Annotated in this window: 11 protein-coding genes; 5 read left to right on the forward strand and 6 right to left on the reverse strand. The window is 67.2% G+C overall.

The window, feature by feature from the left end:
• The first annotated feature begins 280 nt into the window (after window positions 1-280).
• Window positions 281-9,634: a fatty acid synthase subunit beta domain-containing protein gene (locus ACIBW7_RS10905; protein WP_397046083.1), complete on the forward strand. Its 9,354-nt coding sequence runs from the start codon at window positions 281-283 to the stop codon at window positions 9,632-9,634.
• Between the two features lie 91 nt (window positions 9,635-9,725).
• Window positions 9,726-10,160, forward strand: coding sequence for a holo-ACP synthase (locus ACIBW7_RS10910; protein WP_040687506.1), 435 nt, complete (start codon window positions 9,726-9,728; stop codon window positions 10,158-10,160).
• A 68-nt stretch (window positions 10,161-10,228) separates the two neighbouring features.
• Here ACIBW7_RS10910 and ACIBW7_RS10915 read toward each other — a convergent pair whose 3' ends face one another.
• Window positions 10,229-10,849: a TetR/AcrR family transcriptional regulator gene (locus tag ACIBW7_RS10915; RefSeq protein ID WP_245721387.1), complete on the reverse strand. Its 621-nt coding sequence runs from the start codon at window positions 10,847-10,849 to the stop codon at window positions 10,229-10,231.
• 314 nt (window positions 10,850-11,163) lie between these two features.
• On the opposite strand from ACIBW7_RS10915, the gene ACIBW7_RS10920 reads away from it, so the two are divergent.
• Window positions 11,164-12,423, forward strand: a complete 1,260-nt coding sequence (locus tag ACIBW7_RS10920; RefSeq protein ID WP_397046084.1) for a hypothetical protein — start codon at window positions 11,164-11,166, stop codon at window positions 12,421-12,423.
• A gap of 109 nt (window positions 12,424-12,532) precedes the next feature.
• Here the strand turns inward: ACIBW7_RS10920 and bcp are convergent, their stop codons facing one another.
• A complete protein-coding gene (gene bcp / locus ACIBW7_RS10925) occupies window positions 12,533-13,006 on the reverse strand; it encodes a thioredoxin-dependent thiol peroxidase (RefSeq protein ID WP_397046085.1) in 474 nt (157 codons plus the stop codon).
• Window positions 13,007-13,116: 110 nt separating this feature from the next.
• Between bcp and ACIBW7_RS10930 the strand changes: the two genes are divergently transcribed.
• The gene (locus ACIBW7_RS10930; RefSeq protein WP_040687513.1) at window positions 13,117-13,338 is read left to right on the forward strand and encodes a DUF3618 domain-containing protein; all 222 of its coding nucleotides are present in this window, start codon (window positions 13,117-13,119) and stop codon (window positions 13,336-13,338) included.
• A gap of 60 nt (window positions 13,339-13,398) precedes the next feature.
• Here the strand turns inward: ACIBW7_RS10930 and ACIBW7_RS10935 are convergent, their stop codons facing one another.
• Together ACIBW7_RS10935 and ACIBW7_RS10940 are read right to left on the reverse strand one after the other, a co-directional pair.
• Window positions 13,399-13,695 (reverse strand): excalibur calcium-binding domain-containing protein, encoded by a 297-nt coding sequence (locus tag ACIBW7_RS10935; protein ID WP_040687515.1) that lies wholly within the window; start codon window positions 13,693-13,695, stop codon window positions 13,399-13,401.
• Between the two features lie 136 nt (window positions 13,696-13,831).
• A complete protein-coding gene (locus ACIBW7_RS10940) occupies window positions 13,832-14,809 on the reverse strand; it encodes a pirin family protein (protein ID WP_397046086.1) in 978 nt (325 codons plus the stop codon).
• Window positions 14,810-14,867: 58 nt separating this feature from the next.
• Here ACIBW7_RS10940 and ACIBW7_RS10945 point away from each other — a divergent pair, with 58 nt between their 5' ends.
• Complete coding sequence (locus ACIBW7_RS10945) at window positions 14,868-15,332, forward strand: MarR family winged helix-turn-helix transcriptional regulator (RefSeq protein WP_397046087.1); 465 nt, start codon at window positions 14,868-14,870, stop codon at window positions 15,330-15,332.
• A gap of 1 nt (window position 15,333) precedes the next feature.
• On the opposite strand, the gene ACIBW7_RS10950 is transcribed toward ACIBW7_RS10945, so the two are convergent.
• Window positions 15,334-15,645: a hypothetical protein gene (locus ACIBW7_RS10950; protein ID WP_040687518.1), complete on the reverse strand. Its 312-nt coding sequence runs from the start codon at window positions 15,643-15,645 to the stop codon at window positions 15,334-15,336.
• A gap of 93 nt (window positions 15,646-15,738) precedes the next feature.
• Window positions 15,739-16,356, reverse strand: a complete 618-nt coding sequence (locus tag ACIBW7_RS10955) for a transglycosylase SLT domain-containing protein (protein WP_397046088.1) — start codon at window positions 16,354-16,356, stop codon at window positions 15,739-15,741.
• Between the last annotated feature and the right edge of the window lie 426 nt (window positions 16,357-16,782).

Below are 16,782 nucleotides of genomic sequence, written 5' to 3' on the forward strand. Positions count from 1 at the left end.
GTAACGGTCAACATGAGGAGTACTCATGTTTCGTACGCGTTAGTAACCGGGTGGACCAGCGGCTTTGAACATGAGGGAGGGTCATGTTTCTGAGCATTCTGGTACGGGGGTGCGGGAATACTCGGCGGTAAGCGGGGATTCCGAGAGCAAACGTGAGGATTTCCTCATGATTTTCTGGAATCCTTGCAGTCATCAGGGCTCATTGGTGAGGAACACCTGCGCACCGGAGGGAGCGGCGTGTCTCAACGGCATGTCGCCAGGAGAAGGAAGTCGAAGCGTCTTGACGATCAATGAGAGCACTGCGGCCGGAACCGGACAGAGCCCGAAAGTGGTTGGGGCGCCACAGCAGGGGGGTTCGAGGACCCCGCTGCTGGATCGACTGCTGGGCGGAACGCCCTACGCACTTGCCTTTGGTGGGCAGGGTGCGCGTTGGCTCGGTGAATTGGAGGAGATCGGGCGCGACGCCGCACTGGAGCCCGAGCTGACCGCATTGGTCAACGAAGCAGCGACGCTGCTGGAACCCGTTGCGGCACAACTACTTGTCGTGCGACCGGTGGGCTTCGACCCGATCGGCTGGATGCTCGAGAACGAGCTCGCCGACGGTGACGAGGCGGAGGTTTCCGCTGCGCCTTCGGAGCAGGTGCTCCGTTCGGCCGTGGTGTCGATGCCGGGCGTATTCCTGACGCAGGTGGCTGCCGTGCGCGCGCTGCGGCTGCAGGGTTTGGATGCCAACGAGCACGCGCCGGTCGCGGTCGTCGGCCACTCGCAGGGCCGCCTCGCCGCGACCTCGGTGCAGGCCGGTGGACAGCGTGACGCCGAACTGCTCGCCATCGCCCAAATGATCGGCGCCGCAGCGGGTTTGGTTGCCCGGCGGCGCGGTCTTATGCCGGTGGGCGAGCGTTCGTCGATGGTCGCGGTATCGAATGTCGATCCCGAGCATCTGCGCACGGTGGTTGCCGAGGTGTCCGCGGGCGTGGATCCTGCCGCGGCCGCGGTGGTTTCGATTCGCAACGGTCGGCGGCGCGTGGTGCTTTCCGGTACGCCGACCCAGTTGGAGCGGGTGCGTCAGCGTTGCGCCCAGATCCATGACGAGCAGACTCGCGAGCGCGATGCGAAGTCGCGCGGTGGCGCGGTGTTCGCGCCGGTCTTCGAGGATCTGGCCGTCGATGTCGCCTTCCATCACCCCGCGCTCGCCGACACGGTCGACATCGTGAGCGGCTGGGCGTCCCAGTGTGGTCTGGATGCGGAGCTTGCGGGTTCGCTGGCCAAGGAGATCCTCGTCGACCCGATCGACTGGGTCGAGGAGGTCGACGGCGTCGTCGCCGCCGGTGCGCAGTGGATTCTCGATCTGGGCCCGGGCGATCTGCTCAGTCGGCTCACCAGCGGCTCGCTCAAGGGCACCGGTGTCGGCATCCTCGCGGCCGCGACCCGCGCGGGTCAGCGCAGCCTGCTGACCCCCGGCGCCGCACCCGAGGTGGCTCAGCCGTGGTCGGCCTTCGCGCCGCGCCCGGTGCGTCTGCCGAGCGGACGCATCGTGGTCGAGACCTCGTTCACCAAGCTGACGGGTCGTTCGCCGATCCTGCTCGCGGGCATGACCCCGACCACCGTCGACGCGAAAATTGTCGCGGCGGCGGCGAATGCGGGCCACTGGGCGGAACTGGCCGGTGGTGGTCAGGTCACCGAGCAGATCTTCGCCGACCGGGTGGCCGAGCTGAAGACGCTGCTGCATCCGGGCCGCGCGGTGCAGTTCAACTCGCTTTTCCTCGACCCGTACCTGTGGAAGCTGCAGCTCGGCGGTAAGCGCCTGGTGCAGAAGGCCCGTACGGCGGGAGCGCCGTTCGACGGTGTCGTCGTCACCGCGGGCATTCCGGAGCTGGAAGAGGCCGTCGCGCTGATCGCGGAGCTGACCGAGGTCGGTATCACGCATGTGGCGTTCAAGCCGGGCACCGTCGCCCAGATCCGCGCGGTACTGCGCATTGCCGACGAGGTGCCCGACTACCCGGTGATCATGCACATCGAGGGCGGCCGGGCCGGTGGACATCACTCTTGGGAGGACCTGGACGACCTGCTGCTGGAGACCTACTCCGAGCTGCGCAACCGCGACAATGTGGTGGTCTGCGTCGGCGGTGGCATCGGTACCCCGGAGCGTGCCACCGAATACCTGACCGGTGAATGGGCTGTGCCGCACGGCTATCCGGTAATGCCGCTCGATGGCGTGCTGGTCGGCACCGCCGCCATGGCGACGCTCGAGGCCACCACCGCACCCGAGGTCAAGCAGCTGCTCGTCGATACCCCCGGTACCCCGAACTGGGTCGGCGCGGGCACCGCGACCGGCGGAATGGCTTCCGGCCGTAGCCAATTGGGCGCCGATATCCATGAGATCGACAATGCGGCCTCGCGCACCGGCCGCCTGCTCGACGAGGTCGCCGGTGACGCCGACGCGGTCGCCGAGCGTCGCGACGAGATCATCGCCGCACTGAATGCCACGGCCAAGCCGTACTTCGGCGATGTCACGACCATGACCTACCTCGAGTGGCTGGAACGCTACGTCGAGCTGGCTGTCGGCTTGGACCGCCGCAAGGACTTCGACTGCGGCAGCGACCTCGGCGACGCCATCCTGGACGCCACCCGTTCGGTCTGGATCGACATCACGTGGCGGGACCGATTCGCGGAGATGATGCGCCGCACCGAATCCCGGTTGCATCCGGCCGACCGCGGTGAGATCCCGACGCTGTTCGAATCCGACGCGGTCTTCGAGAACCCGGTCGAGGCGCTGTGCACGCTGAAGCAGCAGTACCCGGCGGCCGAGCAGACCCTGCTGCACCCGGCGGATGTGCCGTTCTTCGTCAGCCTGTGCAAGACCCCGGGTAAGCCGGTCAACTTCGTGCCCGTGGTGGACGGCGACGTGCGCCGCTGGTGGCGTTCGGATTCGCTGTGGCAGGCCCATGATCCGCGTTACTCGGCCGATCAGGTCTGTGTCATTCCGGGCACGGTCTCGGTCGCCGGTATCACCCGCGTCGACGAGCCCGTCGGCGAATTGCTCGATCGCTTCGAGCAGGACACGGCGTACGCGCTGGTTCGCGCCGGTGTGTCGCCGGTCGCGGTCGACGCGCGCCGCTCCGCCGGTGTCACCGAGGGACCGGTCGACGCGGTGCTGGCCGCGCCGGATGTCGAATGGTCCGGCCGCACCACGGTCAACCCGATCCACCGCCTCGGCGACCTCGCCGAATGGACCGTCGACGACAAGGGCGCCATCCATCCGCCGACCGGTGCGACGATCACCGAAACCACCGGACCGGATGCCGATCACGCCTACGTCGAGCTCACGGTGCCGCTGTTCGGCGGTGATGCCGTGCGCATCCGCCTGCGGATCACCGTGCCGGCCTCCCTTTACAACGGCGGCGCACCGGTCATCACCGAAACCGACGCCGACACCGCCATGTCCGCGCTGCTCGCGGTCGCCGCGGGCCAGGCGCTGCCGGAGGTGAAGGGCAAGATCGCACACCTCAATGTCGCCTGGACCCCGGACCTCATCGCCGACCATGCCGGCGTCACCGGTTCGGGCCTGCCCGGCGCACTGAGCACGCTCGGACGCAGCGTGCCCGATGTGCTCGTCGGTGCGTGCTGGCCCGCCGTCTTCGCGGTGCTCGGCGCCGCGCGCAGCGCCGACGGCGACAGTGTCATCGAGGGCATGCTCGATCTGGTCCACCTCGATCACCAGATCGCACTCGACCGCGATCTGCCGCACGACACCAGCATTCTCGTTGTCCGCGCCGAATCGGGTGACGTTGTCGACACCGACCTGGGACGCGTCGTCGAGGTGCGGGTGTCGGTCGGTGAGATGCGGGATCAGGGCCTCGACGTGGTGCCGCTGGCGACGCTGACCGAACGCTTCGCCATCCGCGGGCGCAACGGCGCGGGCGAGCTGACCGATCCGCCGCGCGCGGCGGGTGTGGTCTCGGATGCGGCCACCGATACCCCGCGTCGCCGCCGCCGCGACGTCACCATGCTGGCGCCGCGCACCATGCGTGCCTTCGCCGCGGTCTCCGGTGACTACAACCCGATCCACACCAGTGATTCGGCCGCCAAGCTGGCCGGACTCGGCAGCCCGATCGTGCACGGCATGTGGCTTTCGGCCGCCGCGCAGCACGCGGTGTCCGCGGTGGATCCCGAAAGCTCCACTCCGGCACGGACTTTGACGGCGTGGACCACCCGCTTCCTCGGCATGGTCCGCCCGGGCGCGGAAATCGACGTGCGCGTCGAGCGGATCGCGGTCGACTCGGGTAGCGAGATCGTGGAGGTCTCCTGCCGCGCCGACGGGGATCTGGTGATGACCGCAACCGGTCGCACCGCCGCCCCGAAGACCGTCTACGCCTTCCCGGGCCAGGGCATTCAGCGCAAGGGCATGGGCCTGGACGCCCGTGCCCGCTCCAAGGCCGCCAAGGAGATCTGGGAGCGCGCCGATAAGCACACCCGTGCGGCACTTGGCTTTTCGATCCTGGCCGTGGTCCGGGACAACCCGACCTACCTCAAGGCGCGCGGTGTCGAACACCGGCACCCGGACGGCGTGCTGCACTTGACCCAGTTCACCCAGGTCGCCATGGCGGTGCTCGGTGTGGCCCAGGTCGCCGAGTTGCGCGAGGCCGGCGCCTATGTCGAGGGCGCCATGCTGGCCGGACATTCGGTCGGTGAATACAACGCGCTCGCAGCCGTCGCCGGGGTGCTGCCGCTGGAGGCGGTGCTGGAGGTCGTCTTCCAGCGCGGTTCTGCCATGCACGAGCTGGTACCCCGGGATGCGCAGGGGCGCAGCGACTATCGGATGGCCGCCATCCGGCCGTCGCAGATCGGTCTGCCCGATGACGAGGTGATCGACTTCGTGAAGGGTGTCGGCGAGAGCGTCGGAGAATTCCTCGAGGTCGTCAACCTGAACCTGCGCGGTTCGCAGTACGCGATCGCCGGCACGGTCAAGGGCCTCGATGCGCTGGAGATCGAAATCGACCGCCGCCGTGCCGAATTCGGCGGCAAGCGGGCGTTCATCCTGGTCCCGGGCATCGATGTGCCGTTCCACTCCACCGTGCTCCGCGAGGGCGTGCCGGAGTTCCGGCAGAAGCTCGAACAGCTGCTGCCCGCGGACCTGCACCCGGAAATCCTGGTCGGACGCTACATTCCGAACCTGGTGCCCAAGCCGTTCTCGCTGGAGCGCGCGTTCATCCAGGAGATCGCCGATCTGGTGCCCTCGGAGCCGCTGGCCACCGTGCTCGCCGACTTCGACAACTGGGCCGCGCGACCGACCGAACTGTGCCGCGTGGTGCTGATCGAGCTGCTGGCCTGGCAGTTCGCCAGCCCGGTGCGCTGGATCGAGACCCAGGATCTGCTGTTCACCGATGTCGCCGACGGCGGACTCGGGGTGGAGCGTTTCGTCGAAATCGGTTTGGGCGCAACGCCGACGGTGGCGAATCTGGCCAGCCAGACGCTGAAGCTGCCCGCCTTCGGCACGGTCACCGTCGAGGTGCTGAATATCGAGCGTGAGGCCGCGGTCGTCTACTCGACCGATACCGATCCCGCGCCGGTCGACGAGCCCGCCGACGAGCCGGTCGAAACCGCTTCGACCGCGACGCCGGTCGCGGCGGCCCCGGTGGCCGCTCCGGTCGCGAGCTCGGGTGGTCCGCGTCCGGATGACATCGCGTTCACCGCCGCCGACGCCACCCGCGTACTCATCGCGCTGTGGACCAAGCTGCGGCTGGATCAGATCGGCCCGGTCGACACCATCGAGGGCCTCTGCGACGGCGTCTCGTCGCGGCGCAATCAGCTGCTCGTCGACCTCGGCTCCGAGCTGTCGCTCGGTGCGATCGACGGTGCCGCCGACGCCGATATGGGTGCGCTCTCGGCCACCGTCGAGCGACTTGCCCGTACCTACAAGCCTTTTGGTTCGGTGCTCTCCGATGCCATCGGCGATCACCTGCGCAAGGTCTTCGGTCCGTCCGGTAAGCGGCCCGCCGCGATCGCCGAGCGGGTCAAGAAGGTCTGGGAGCTGGGCGACGGCTGGGCCAACCATGTCACCGCCGAGGTTTCGCTCGGCACCCGCGAGGGCGTCAGCGTGCGCGGTGGCGATCTCGGCGGGCTGGTCGCGAGTGTGAGCGACGCGGCATCGGTCGATGCGGCCATCGACGCCGCCGTGCAGGCCGTCGCGGCCCGGCGCGGTGTCGCGGTATCGCTGCCGAGCGCGGGCGGCGGTGGCGGCGCCACCGTGGACGCCGCGGCGCTGGGTGAGTTCACCGAACAGATCACCGGTCGCGACGGCGTGCTGGCCACGGCCGCCCGGGTGGTGCTCGAACAGCTCGGCCTGACCGATCAGGCCTCCGCGCCGGAGGCCTCGGATGACACCCTGGTCGATCTCGTCTCGGCCGAATTGGGTTCGGACTGGCCGCGTTTGGTCGCGCCCGCCTTCGACGGCCGCAAGGCCGTGCTGATCGACGACCGCTGGGCGACCGCACGCGAGGATCTGGCCAAGCTCTGGTTGCTCGATGACATCGGCTCCGGTGAGGAGTCGGTGGACGGCTTCCTCGGCGCCGGTGAAGCCGTTGCGGCACAGGCGAACTGGTGGCGCGAGAAGGCCAAGCGCGAGGCCCGCTCGGTGCTCGCCGGACGGTACGAGCGCATCGCCGAGGCGGCGCTGAACACCGACGAGCCCGGCCCGTGGTCCTCGGATATCGCCGTGATCACCGGTGCCAGTAAGGGTTCCATCGCCGCGGCGGCCACCGGTCGACTGCTCGGCGGCGGCGCCACGGTGGTGGTCACCACCTCGAGCCTCGATGACGCGCGGCTCGGCTTCTACCGCAAGCTTTACCGCGAGAATGCGCGCCATGGTGCCGCGCTGTGGGTCGTGCCCGCGAATATGGCGTCCTACCAGGACGTCGACGCGCTGATCGACTGGATCGGCAGCGAGCAGGTCGACAATGCGGGCGGTGCCAAGGTCAAGATCAAGGACGCGATGACCCCGACCTTGCTGCTGCCGTTCGCGGCACCGCGGGTCGCCGGTGATCTCGCCGATGCCGGTGCCCGCGCCGAAATGGAGATGCGGGTCCTGCTCTGGTCGGTCGAGCGGCTGATCGGTGGGCTGTCCAAGATCGGCGTCGACCACGATGTCGACGCGAAACTGCATGTGGTGCTTCCCGGTTCGCCCAACCGCGGCATGTTCGGCGGCGACGGCGCCTACGGTGAGTCCAAGGCCGCACTCGACGCGGTGGTCGCCAAGTGGCGGGCCGAGAAGTCGTGGTCGACCCGCGTCACCCTGGTGCACGCCCTCATCGGCTGGGTGCGCGGCACTGGGCTCATGGGCCACAACGATCCGATGGTGACCGCGGTCGAGAAGGCCGGTGTGCACACCTGGTCCACCGCCGAGATGGCCGATGAGCTGCTCAAGTGGTGCACCTCGCGGGCCCGTCAGGTGACTGCCACCGGACCGCAGCAGATCGACCTCACCGGCGGACTCGCCAGGGTCAAGCTCGATCTGCCCGCACTGGCCAAGCAGGCTCAGGAGGCCGCCGCGACCGAGACCGAGGAAGCCGTTGCGGCGGGGACGATTTCGGCGCTGCCCGCACCGCCGACCATGAGTTCGGCGCTGCCGGTGCCCGAATGGGGTTCGGTGACCGCCGATCTCGCCGATATGGTCGTGATCGTCGGTGCCGGTGAGCTCGGTCCGTACGGTTCGGCGCGCACCCGGTTCGAGATGGAGGTCTCCGACGAGCTCTCGGCCGCCGGCGTGCTCGAACTCGCCTGGACCACCGGCCTGGTCGGCTGGGAGAACGATCCCAAGCCCGGCTGGTACGACACCGAATCCGGTGACTATGTCCCCGAACACGAGCTGGCCGAGAAGTACCACGACGCGGTCGTCGCGCGCTGCGGTGTGCGCCGCTACGAGGACGACGGCGCCATGATCGACAATGCCGCACCGCTGATGACCTCGGTCTTCCTGGACCAGGATCTGACCTTCACGGTCGGCGGCGAAGCCGAGGCACGCGCCTTCTACGCCGCGGATCCGGAGCACACGGTGATCACCCCGGTCGCCGATTCCGGTGACTGGCAGGTGATCCGCAAGGCGGGCACCGAGATCCGGGTGCCGCGCAAGGCCAAGCTGTCGCGCACCGTCGGCGGTCAGATCCCGACCGGCTGGGATCCCACCATCTGGGGCATCTCCGCCGATATGGCGGCCTCGGTGGACCGGGTCGCGCTGTGGAATATCGTCTGCACCGTCGACGCGTTCATCAGCTCCGGGTTCAGCCCGGCCGAGCTGATGAGCTGGGTGCACCCGAGCCTGGTCGCCAACACCCAGGGCACCGGTATGGGCGGCATGTCCTCGATGCGCTCGCTCTACATCGACAACCTGCTCGGTGAGTCGCGCCCGAACGACATCCTGCAGGAGGCGCTGCCGAACGTCGCGCTCGCGCATGTGGTGCAGTCCTACGTCGGCAGCTACGGTGCGATGGTGCATCCGGTGGCGGCCTGCGCGACTGCCGCGGTGTCGGTCGAGGAGGGCGTCGACAAGATCCGTTTGGGCAAAGCCGATCTGGTGGTCGCCGGTGGCTTCGACGATCTCGGTATCGAGGGCATCGTCGGCTTCGGTGATATGTCCGCGACCGCGGATTCTGCGGCCATGAGCGCCAAGGGCATCAGCGACCGGTACTTCTCCCGCGCCAACGACCGCCGTCGCGGCGGCTTCGTGGAATCGCAGGGTGGCGGCACCGTGCTGCTGGCGCGCGGCGACGTGGCGGTGGAAATGGGCCTGCCGGTGCTCGGTGTGGTCGCCTTCGCGCAGTCCTTCGCCGACGGCGTGCACACCTCCATCCCGGCGCCCGGCCTCGGCGCGCTGGGTGCGGGACGTGGCGGTCGCGAATCCAAGTTCGCCGCCGAACTGCGCAAACTCGGTGTGGCGCCGGACGATATCGCGGTCATCTCCAAGCACGACACCTCGACCGCGGCCAATGATCCGAACGAGTCCGAACTGCACGAGCGATTGGCCACGGCCGTCGGACGCTCCGAAGGCGCGCCGCTGTTCGTGGTTTCGCAGAAGAGCCTGACCGGACATGCCAAGGGTGGCGCGGCCGCCTTCCAGCTCATCGGCCTGTGCCAGGTGCTGGAAAACGGTGTGGTGCCGCCGAATCGGAGCCTGGACTGCGTCGACGACAAGATGCAGGCCTACCCGCATCTGGTCTGGGCGCGCGAACCGCTGCGCTTCGGCGAGCGCTTCCCGCTCAAGGCCGGTCTGCTGACCTCGCTCGGCTTCGGCCACGTCTCGGGCCTGCTCGCGGTGGTGCATCCGGAGGCGTTCATCCAGGCGATCGAGCCGGGTCGGCGCGAGGACTACCAGCGCCGGTCGCAGCAGCGTCAGCTCGCGGGACGGCAGCGGTTCACCGAGGCCATGTGCGGTGGCGCCCCGCTGTACGAGCGGCCGGCCGATCGGCGCCTCGGTGCCGACGGCACGCCGTCGGAGCAGAAGCGGCAACTGGAGGCCGCCGTGCTGCTCTCGCCGGAGGCGCGGCTGTCTGGCGACGGCACCTACCGGGCCGACGGCGCGGGTTGTGGTACCGGGGCAGTGATTCTCGGGCAACTCGAGGCCGGCGGCTCTATGGCATAGCGGCTTCGGCCATTACCGTGCAGAGTGCGGTCGCTACGGCGGCCGCACTCTGACTTTTCATTGAGCTCGAAGGCTGAGGAGCGGCGACGCATTGACCATCCTGGGTATCGGCTTGGACTTGGTGACCATCTCCGAGTTCGCCGAACAGTTGCAACGGTCCGGAACCACCATGCTCCGGGAGAGTTTCACCGCCGGTGAGCGGCGCTACTGTCAGAGCAAGGGCACCGACCCGGCACGCAGTTACGCGGCGCGCTGGGCGGCCAAAGAGGCAGTGCTGAAGGCATGGGCGTCTTCGCGTTTCGCGCGCCGCCCGCAGATCGGCGACAACCCGTACCCCCTCATCGAGGTGGTCAACGACGCATGGGGCCGCCCGAGCATCAAACTGCACGGCCTGGCCGCCGAATTCCTGCCCCGCGCAAGGGTTCACCTGTCCCTGACGCACGACGGCGACACCGCCGCCGCCATGGTCGTCCTCGAGGATCCGGGTGAACTCGCCGACCTGATCGAAGGTCGCGAAGCGCAGTAGCCGAATCCCATGTTCGAGCCGGGCGCCCCGTACTCGAGGTGCCCGGCCCGAACGCGGATTGCCGAGAGTTAGCGCTGGCCGCCCGTTCGGGATTCCTTTTCGGCAACCATGAGGTATGCGACCATCAGCCGTTTGAGTTCGGAGACCGCTTCGGTGTTGCTCTGGTCGTCTTGCACGGAGAAGTTCAGCATCGAGTAGACGACGTGCACCAGGACTTCGGCCATCATGGTGCGACGCGCGCGCGGGGTGCGCGGGGTCAGCGGCCGCAGCATTTGCGAGACGACCTCGGCGAATTCCTTTTCGTGGATCGCGCCGGTGGCTCGGGTGGACGGAGTGGACTGCATTGCCAGCCATACCTCGCGCCGGGACGGGTCGGTCATCCACAGATTCGCCAGATGGTCGACGAACTGGTTCATATGTCGCAACCAGTCCAATGATGGGATTTCGCCGTGGAAATCGGCGAGTTCCTGGGAAACCGCAACCAGGTCTTGGCGATTCAGCTCGCAGACGATGACGTATTTGTTGGCGAAGAACTGATACAGCGTGCCGATCGGCACTTCGGCCCGTGCCGCCACCTCTTCACAGGTGAACGATTCGAACCCGACCTCGACGAGCAATTCCCGGGACGCCTGCAAGAGGGCATCGAACTTGCGTTTACTGCGTTCCTGAGTCGGCCTGCGCCGCGGCATGAGCTCCTGCGGGTCGTCCTGCAGGTCCAACGCAGGGTCCAGACGTCGCTGCTTCGACCTGGCCTCCGTGCGTACATCCACGTATCAAGGCTAGCGGTATCGACACATGTGCGACACGCGCACCGTATCTGCGTGTTAAGGACTGTCACATTTCATCACCCATCCAAGCCCGAGATGGCGCCGAACACATAACCGAGCGTGCGTGCATCTCGACGCACGTTTCGTGCCGGGGAATCCAAGGGGCTCAGGGGTTTCGGCAAGCTCGTGAGCTCGGTAATTGCACTGGGAAGGCGTGATCAGTGGGAGCTCGATCCGTGGTATCTCTAGGCGTTTCCACCGAACGCGGCGCCGTTCACGCGGTAGCCCTCGCCGACAGCGGCGAGAAGCTATCCGAGCAGGTGCTGCTGCAGCGGGTGGTGAAAACTCGAGGCGATTCGAAGGCGGACCTGGCGGTTGCGGTCCAGACGGCGATGGACACACTAGCGGCAGAGCTGGAGTCGGAGCGGGAGATCGTGGGTGCGGCGGTCACCTATCGCGATGCCGCCGAGCGGCGTGCCATCGTCACAAAATTGGCGTCCGGCCCGTGGCATACTGCCTCGCTGGTATCGGCCAAGTCGGCACATCTGAGTGTGGCCGGGATCATGACCTGGCTCGATGAATTCGACGATCTGCTCATCTGCGAGGTGGTCCCAGGGCATCAGGCGTTCACGCTGATCGACCGCAAGCGCAATCGGGTGCTGGCCGCGACGAGTCAGTCCGGCAGTGCGACCGCCGAGGCGCTCGACGTCGCGGTGTCGGATGCGTGGGATCAGTTCGAAGCGGCAATGGTTCGGCCGGATGCGGTGGTGCTGATCGGGTCGGCCGCGGACGGCGCGGTGGTGGCCACGGCGATGGACGGCTTCGGCGCTCCGGTGCTGCCGTGCAAGATCGCGACCTCCGCCTCGGCGGTCGGTGCGGCGCTGTTCGCGATGAGCGATGCGACCGTTGTGAGCGAGCCGGTCGAGCGGGTGCGAAGTACGCGCGGTCACACGGCCATGTTCGCCGCGGCCAGTGTGCTGGCGGGCGGACTGGTCGCGGGCGGTTTGTACGTGACAACGCGTACGGGGGCAGTCGTCGCTGACGCACGGGTCACCGCGGATGCCCGCGTGGTCGACGGTGATACCGGATCGGCCAGCGGCTCCACCGCGGGCTCCTCGGTGCAGCCGAATATCACCCCGTTCGATCATCCGGAGGCCCGGCAACCCGCGGCCGCCGGCAACACCGCAGGCTCGCCGGTGGGTGACTTCGATCTGGACAACCTTCCGCAGTACAACGAACACTGGGGCGCTGAGCTACCGGTATTGGTCTCTCCGGATGCACACGAGCACGGAAACGGGGCGGCCGGATTCCCTGAGCAGCTTCCGGGCACCGGAACCCCGGGGCCGACTACCAAAGTCGGTGCTCCGAACGACGCCATGCTCTTCCCGGGTGAGGCTCCGCCGCCGGCGGCCTTCACCCCCGAGTTCTACCACTGGTGGGACAACCACGTCCGCATGCTCATGCAATGGGCGGCCCAGCAGTTGCAGCCCACCTAGGAGAAAATCTTCGAGAGGTCCGGTGCCCCCAGTGGCTCCGGACCTTTCGCTTATGCGCCTTCGACCTGGACGAAATCCGTTGGAGGGGAACCCGACCTGCGCTCGGCGTCTACACCGACAGGTCGCGGCGAAGTTTGGCTACGTGGCCGGTGGCGCGGACGTTGTATTGCGCCACTTCGATTTCGCCCTTTTCGTCGACCAGGAATGTGGAGCGGATAACGCCGGTGACGGTCTTGCCGTACATGGTCTTCTCACCGAAGGCGCCCCATGTGGTGAGGACGGATTTGTCCGGATCCGAGAGCAGCGGGAAGGTGAGCTTTTCGTTGTCGCGGAACTTGGCCAATTTGGCGGGCTTATCGGGCGAGATGCCGATGACCTCGATGCCCGCACCCTCGAGGTCGGCGAGGTTGTCGCGGAAATCGCAGGCCTGTTTGGTGCAGCCGGGGGTGCTCGCAGCGGGGTAGAAGTAGACGATCACCTTGCGGCCGCGGTAGTCGGACAGCGACACGTCCTTGCCGTCGGCGTCTGGCAGGGTGAATTCGGGGGCGGCATCGCCGGGGGAGAGTCGTTGGTTGTCGGTCACCTCTTGCACGGTAATCGAATGCCCCGACAATGCGGCCGCACCGTCGCAGCCCGGCTGGCTAGACTCGTCGGCAGCGCGGTTCGCGGCATATTGAATACAGGAGGATATACGTGGCTAGGGATACCGAGCGGATCGAACGGGAGATCGAGGCCGCACGGACACGGCTCGCGAGCACGCTCGACGAAATCGCCGTACGGGCCGATCCGCAGCGCATCGCCGATGACACCAAGCACATGGTGCTGGCGAAGCTCAACCAGCCGAAGGTGAAGTACAGCCTGATCGGCGCGGCCGCGGTGGTCGTCGGGTTGGTGCTGGTCAAGATCTTCCGCTGAGCCGTAAACGTGGAACACCCGGTGTGGCCAGCCACACCGGGTGTTCTGCGTTCAGGACTATCAGACCGTCGGGCAGGCGAAACCGTCGCCGTCCGGATCCAAATGCGGGCCGTAGCCCGGTTCCCCGCGGAACAGCGGTGCCCGACCGGCCGCGCGGGCCTCGTCGCAGTTGGCGAATGCGCCACCGGCCGAGCCGGTCTGGGACATGCCTGCCGAACCGGTCGCGGCCGATCCGGTATCGATGGCGGATGAGCCTGTTCCCGCGGAACCGGTAGGGACGTCGGCCAGGGCTGCGGGCGCCGCTAGGAAAGCGAGTCCCGCGGCGGCAACGCTGACGGTGAGCCGGCGAACGTTCATATATTCCTCTGTTTGTGTGCTGCGGTGGAGTAGCGTCCAGGGGGAGACGCCGCATCCACTGTTGTGACGGGCCGCGTACTTGTCAACCGCGCAGCAAAACAATTAGGGGCATTAGGGGACCGCGCCCCTTCGTTCGTTATTCGCCCAAACGCCTGCCCGCCAGATGTTCGGCCGGGATATTGCCCATGCGTCCGGCCTGGTAATCCGCCATGGCCTGGATGATTTCGGCGCGGGTGTTCATGACGAACGGACCATATTGCACCACAGGCTCTTTGATCGGCAGGCCGCCGAGCAGCAGCACCTCCAGGTCGCCGGTTCGGTTGTGTTGCAATGCATCAGCGGTGACGGTGATCGAGTCGCCGGGGCCGAATACCGCGAGTTGGCCTTCGCTGATCGGCCGGCGCTCGGCGCCCACTGTTCCGCTGCCGGACAGTACATACGCCATCGCGGTAAACCGTTGCGGCCATGGGGTTTCCAGCTGGCCGCCCGGGGTGATGGAGGCGTGTGCGTAGGCGATCGGGGTATAGGTCGAACCCGGACCCTCGAAGCCGCCCATCTCGCCCGAGATAATGCGCACCAGTGCGCCACCGTCGTGCGAACTGACCAGCGTCAATTCACTGCCGCGCAGATCCTGATAGCGCGGTGTGGCCATCTTCTGCGCGCGCGGCAGATTGACCCACAGTTGGATGCCGTGGAACCAGCCGCCCGCGATGACCAATTCCTCGGCGGGCAGCTCATCGTGCAGAATGCCGGAACCGGCCGTCATCCACTGGGTATCGCCCTCGCTGATGACGCCACCGCCGCCATTGGAATCGTGATGCACCATGGTGCCGTCCATGACGTAGGTGACAGTCTCGAAGCCGCGATGCGGATGCCATGGCGCGCCCTTGGCCTCGTACGGCTCATAGGCGACCGGACCCATCTGGTCGAGCAGGATGAACGGATCGGCCGAGCGCAGGTCCATGCTCGGGAACGGCCTGCGCACCTCGAAGCCCGCGCCTTCGCGCTGCTGATGTGCGGTGCTGATGCTGCTCACCTTGCGTTCCCGCGTCGGATCCGTGGGTCGAGGGAGTCGCGGCAGCACCATGATGTCGGGGACGGTGATGGCCGGCATGGGCACCTCCTGAATAGTTGGTGTCCATGTCAACCAATCGCTGGCTAGGATCATTCCCGTGGTGCGTTGGTTGAGCGATGACGAGCAGCAGACCTGGCAGGCCTTCATCCGGCTGCGCCAGCGCCTGGATGCGGCGCTATCGGCCGGTCTGGCCCAGGACGGCCTGTCCACCGCCGATTACGAGCTGCTGGTGCCGTTGTCGGCCGCGCCCGGCGGCTGTCTGCGCGCCAAGGAATTGGCCGCCGAGGTCTGCTGGGAGAAGAGCAGGCTCTCGAAACATTTGGCGCGCATGGCCGCTCGCGGACTCGTCGACCGCCGAACGGCAAAGGACGACGCCAGGGGGATTCTGGTCGAACTCACACCCGAGGGACGCAAGGTGCTCGAGAAGGCGGCGCCGAACCATGTCGAACTGGTGCGCCGGATCTTCGTCGATCCGATGACGCCCGCCGAGGCGCGTGCGCTGCGCTCGCTGGCCGACAAGGTGGTCGTCGAGGCCGAGAGCGAGTCCGAACTCGGTTACTGAATCACCACGGGGTGATCGGCGGCTTCACCCACAGCAGCTTCTCGTCGCTGTTATTGCGCTGTGCCGCAGGATGATTCGGATGACGAGCGGCCCAGGTGTCCTTCTCGTCGAGCAGCTTGGCCACAGTCGTCCACGTCTCGTCGGTGCTCGGTGGATTCGTTTCGGCCGCGCGTGCCAGCTTCCGGCGGACCGCCGCGGGCATATCCAGCAGTTCCGTTCCGGTGATGCCGCGATCCCAGATAAAGGTGGCGAGGCGGCGCGCCTTTTCGGCGCGACTCTTCGACGCGTGGTCGGAGTGGGCGTAATCGGTCATGGCGGAATCCGCATCGGTGGTGGTCGGTCCTGGTGACCCTACGACAATGCCTCCCCGCCATCGGGCGGGGAGGCATTGTTCAGCAGTCGCGGATCAGTACGCCGAGTTGACGTTATCCATCGAGCCGTAGCGGTGGGCCGCGTAGTTGCAGGCCGCGGTGATGTTGGCGACCGGGTCCCAGATATCCCAGGCGGTGCCTTCGACGTGGTAGGCGTTGAAGGTCGGGTCGATCACCTGGAGCAGACCCTTGGACGGGATGCCGGCGGCGGCGTTGGAGTCCCAGAGGTTGATGGCCTGGGGGTTGCCGCCCGACTCGCGCATGATGTTGCGGTAGATGCCGTTGTAGCTACCCGGGATGCCCTGCGAGGCCATGATGTCCAGGGCGTGGTGGATCCAGCCGTCGAGGTTGTCCTCGTAGACCGGGGCCGGGGGCGGCGGCAGGGGCAGGCCGGGGACCGGCGGCAGCTCCGGCAGCGCGGGCAGAGCGGGAAGGAGCGGGGCATCGACCGGCGTGGCCGCCGCATCGACCGGCGCGGCCGCGGGTGCGGGCTGCTGCTCAGCGACCATGGCAATGCGCGACGGAACGCTGTCGTCGGCCAGCGCGACTACGGAGGAGGTGCCGACGGCGATGACACCGGCCGCGGCCACAGCGAGGGTGACACTGTCACGCAGCGATAGGCGGCGGAAAGAGGGGAGGCGTTTGTCGAGCATTTCGAAATCAGTTCCTTGATCGTGTCCAGAGAGGCGATCCGGCCCGGTTCAGGCAGCGCGGATCTCCGACGGGGCACCCGGTGGGAAGGCCCGCCTGAATCGGTTCGTATGCTGTTTTCGGGTTTTGTTGTGAAGGCCAGGCGAGCCCTGGCGCGCGACGCGGTGTTAGCCACCCGGGGTCGGTTCCCGGCGGGTGCCGCTGTCGAGCGGGGAGATTGCGGTCACGGGCTGTGGTGCCGCTGATATCTCCAGCGACCGCGGCGGGTGAAACCCATCTGCCGTTGCGGTCGTTTTCCGACTGTGTGTGGATCGCTCCACGGTGTAACCAAACTGTAGGTCTGTTTGCGACCTGATCTCAGCTTGGTCACGGTCGGTTAACGCAACATGAACGAATAGTGAATGGCAGGGGTTGCCGATCTTGGAAAG

The sequence above is a fragment of the Nocardia sp. NPDC049526 genome (assembly GCF_044465765.1).
GTDB lineage: Bacteria > Actinomycetota > Actinomycetes > Mycobacteriales > Mycobacteriaceae > Nocardia.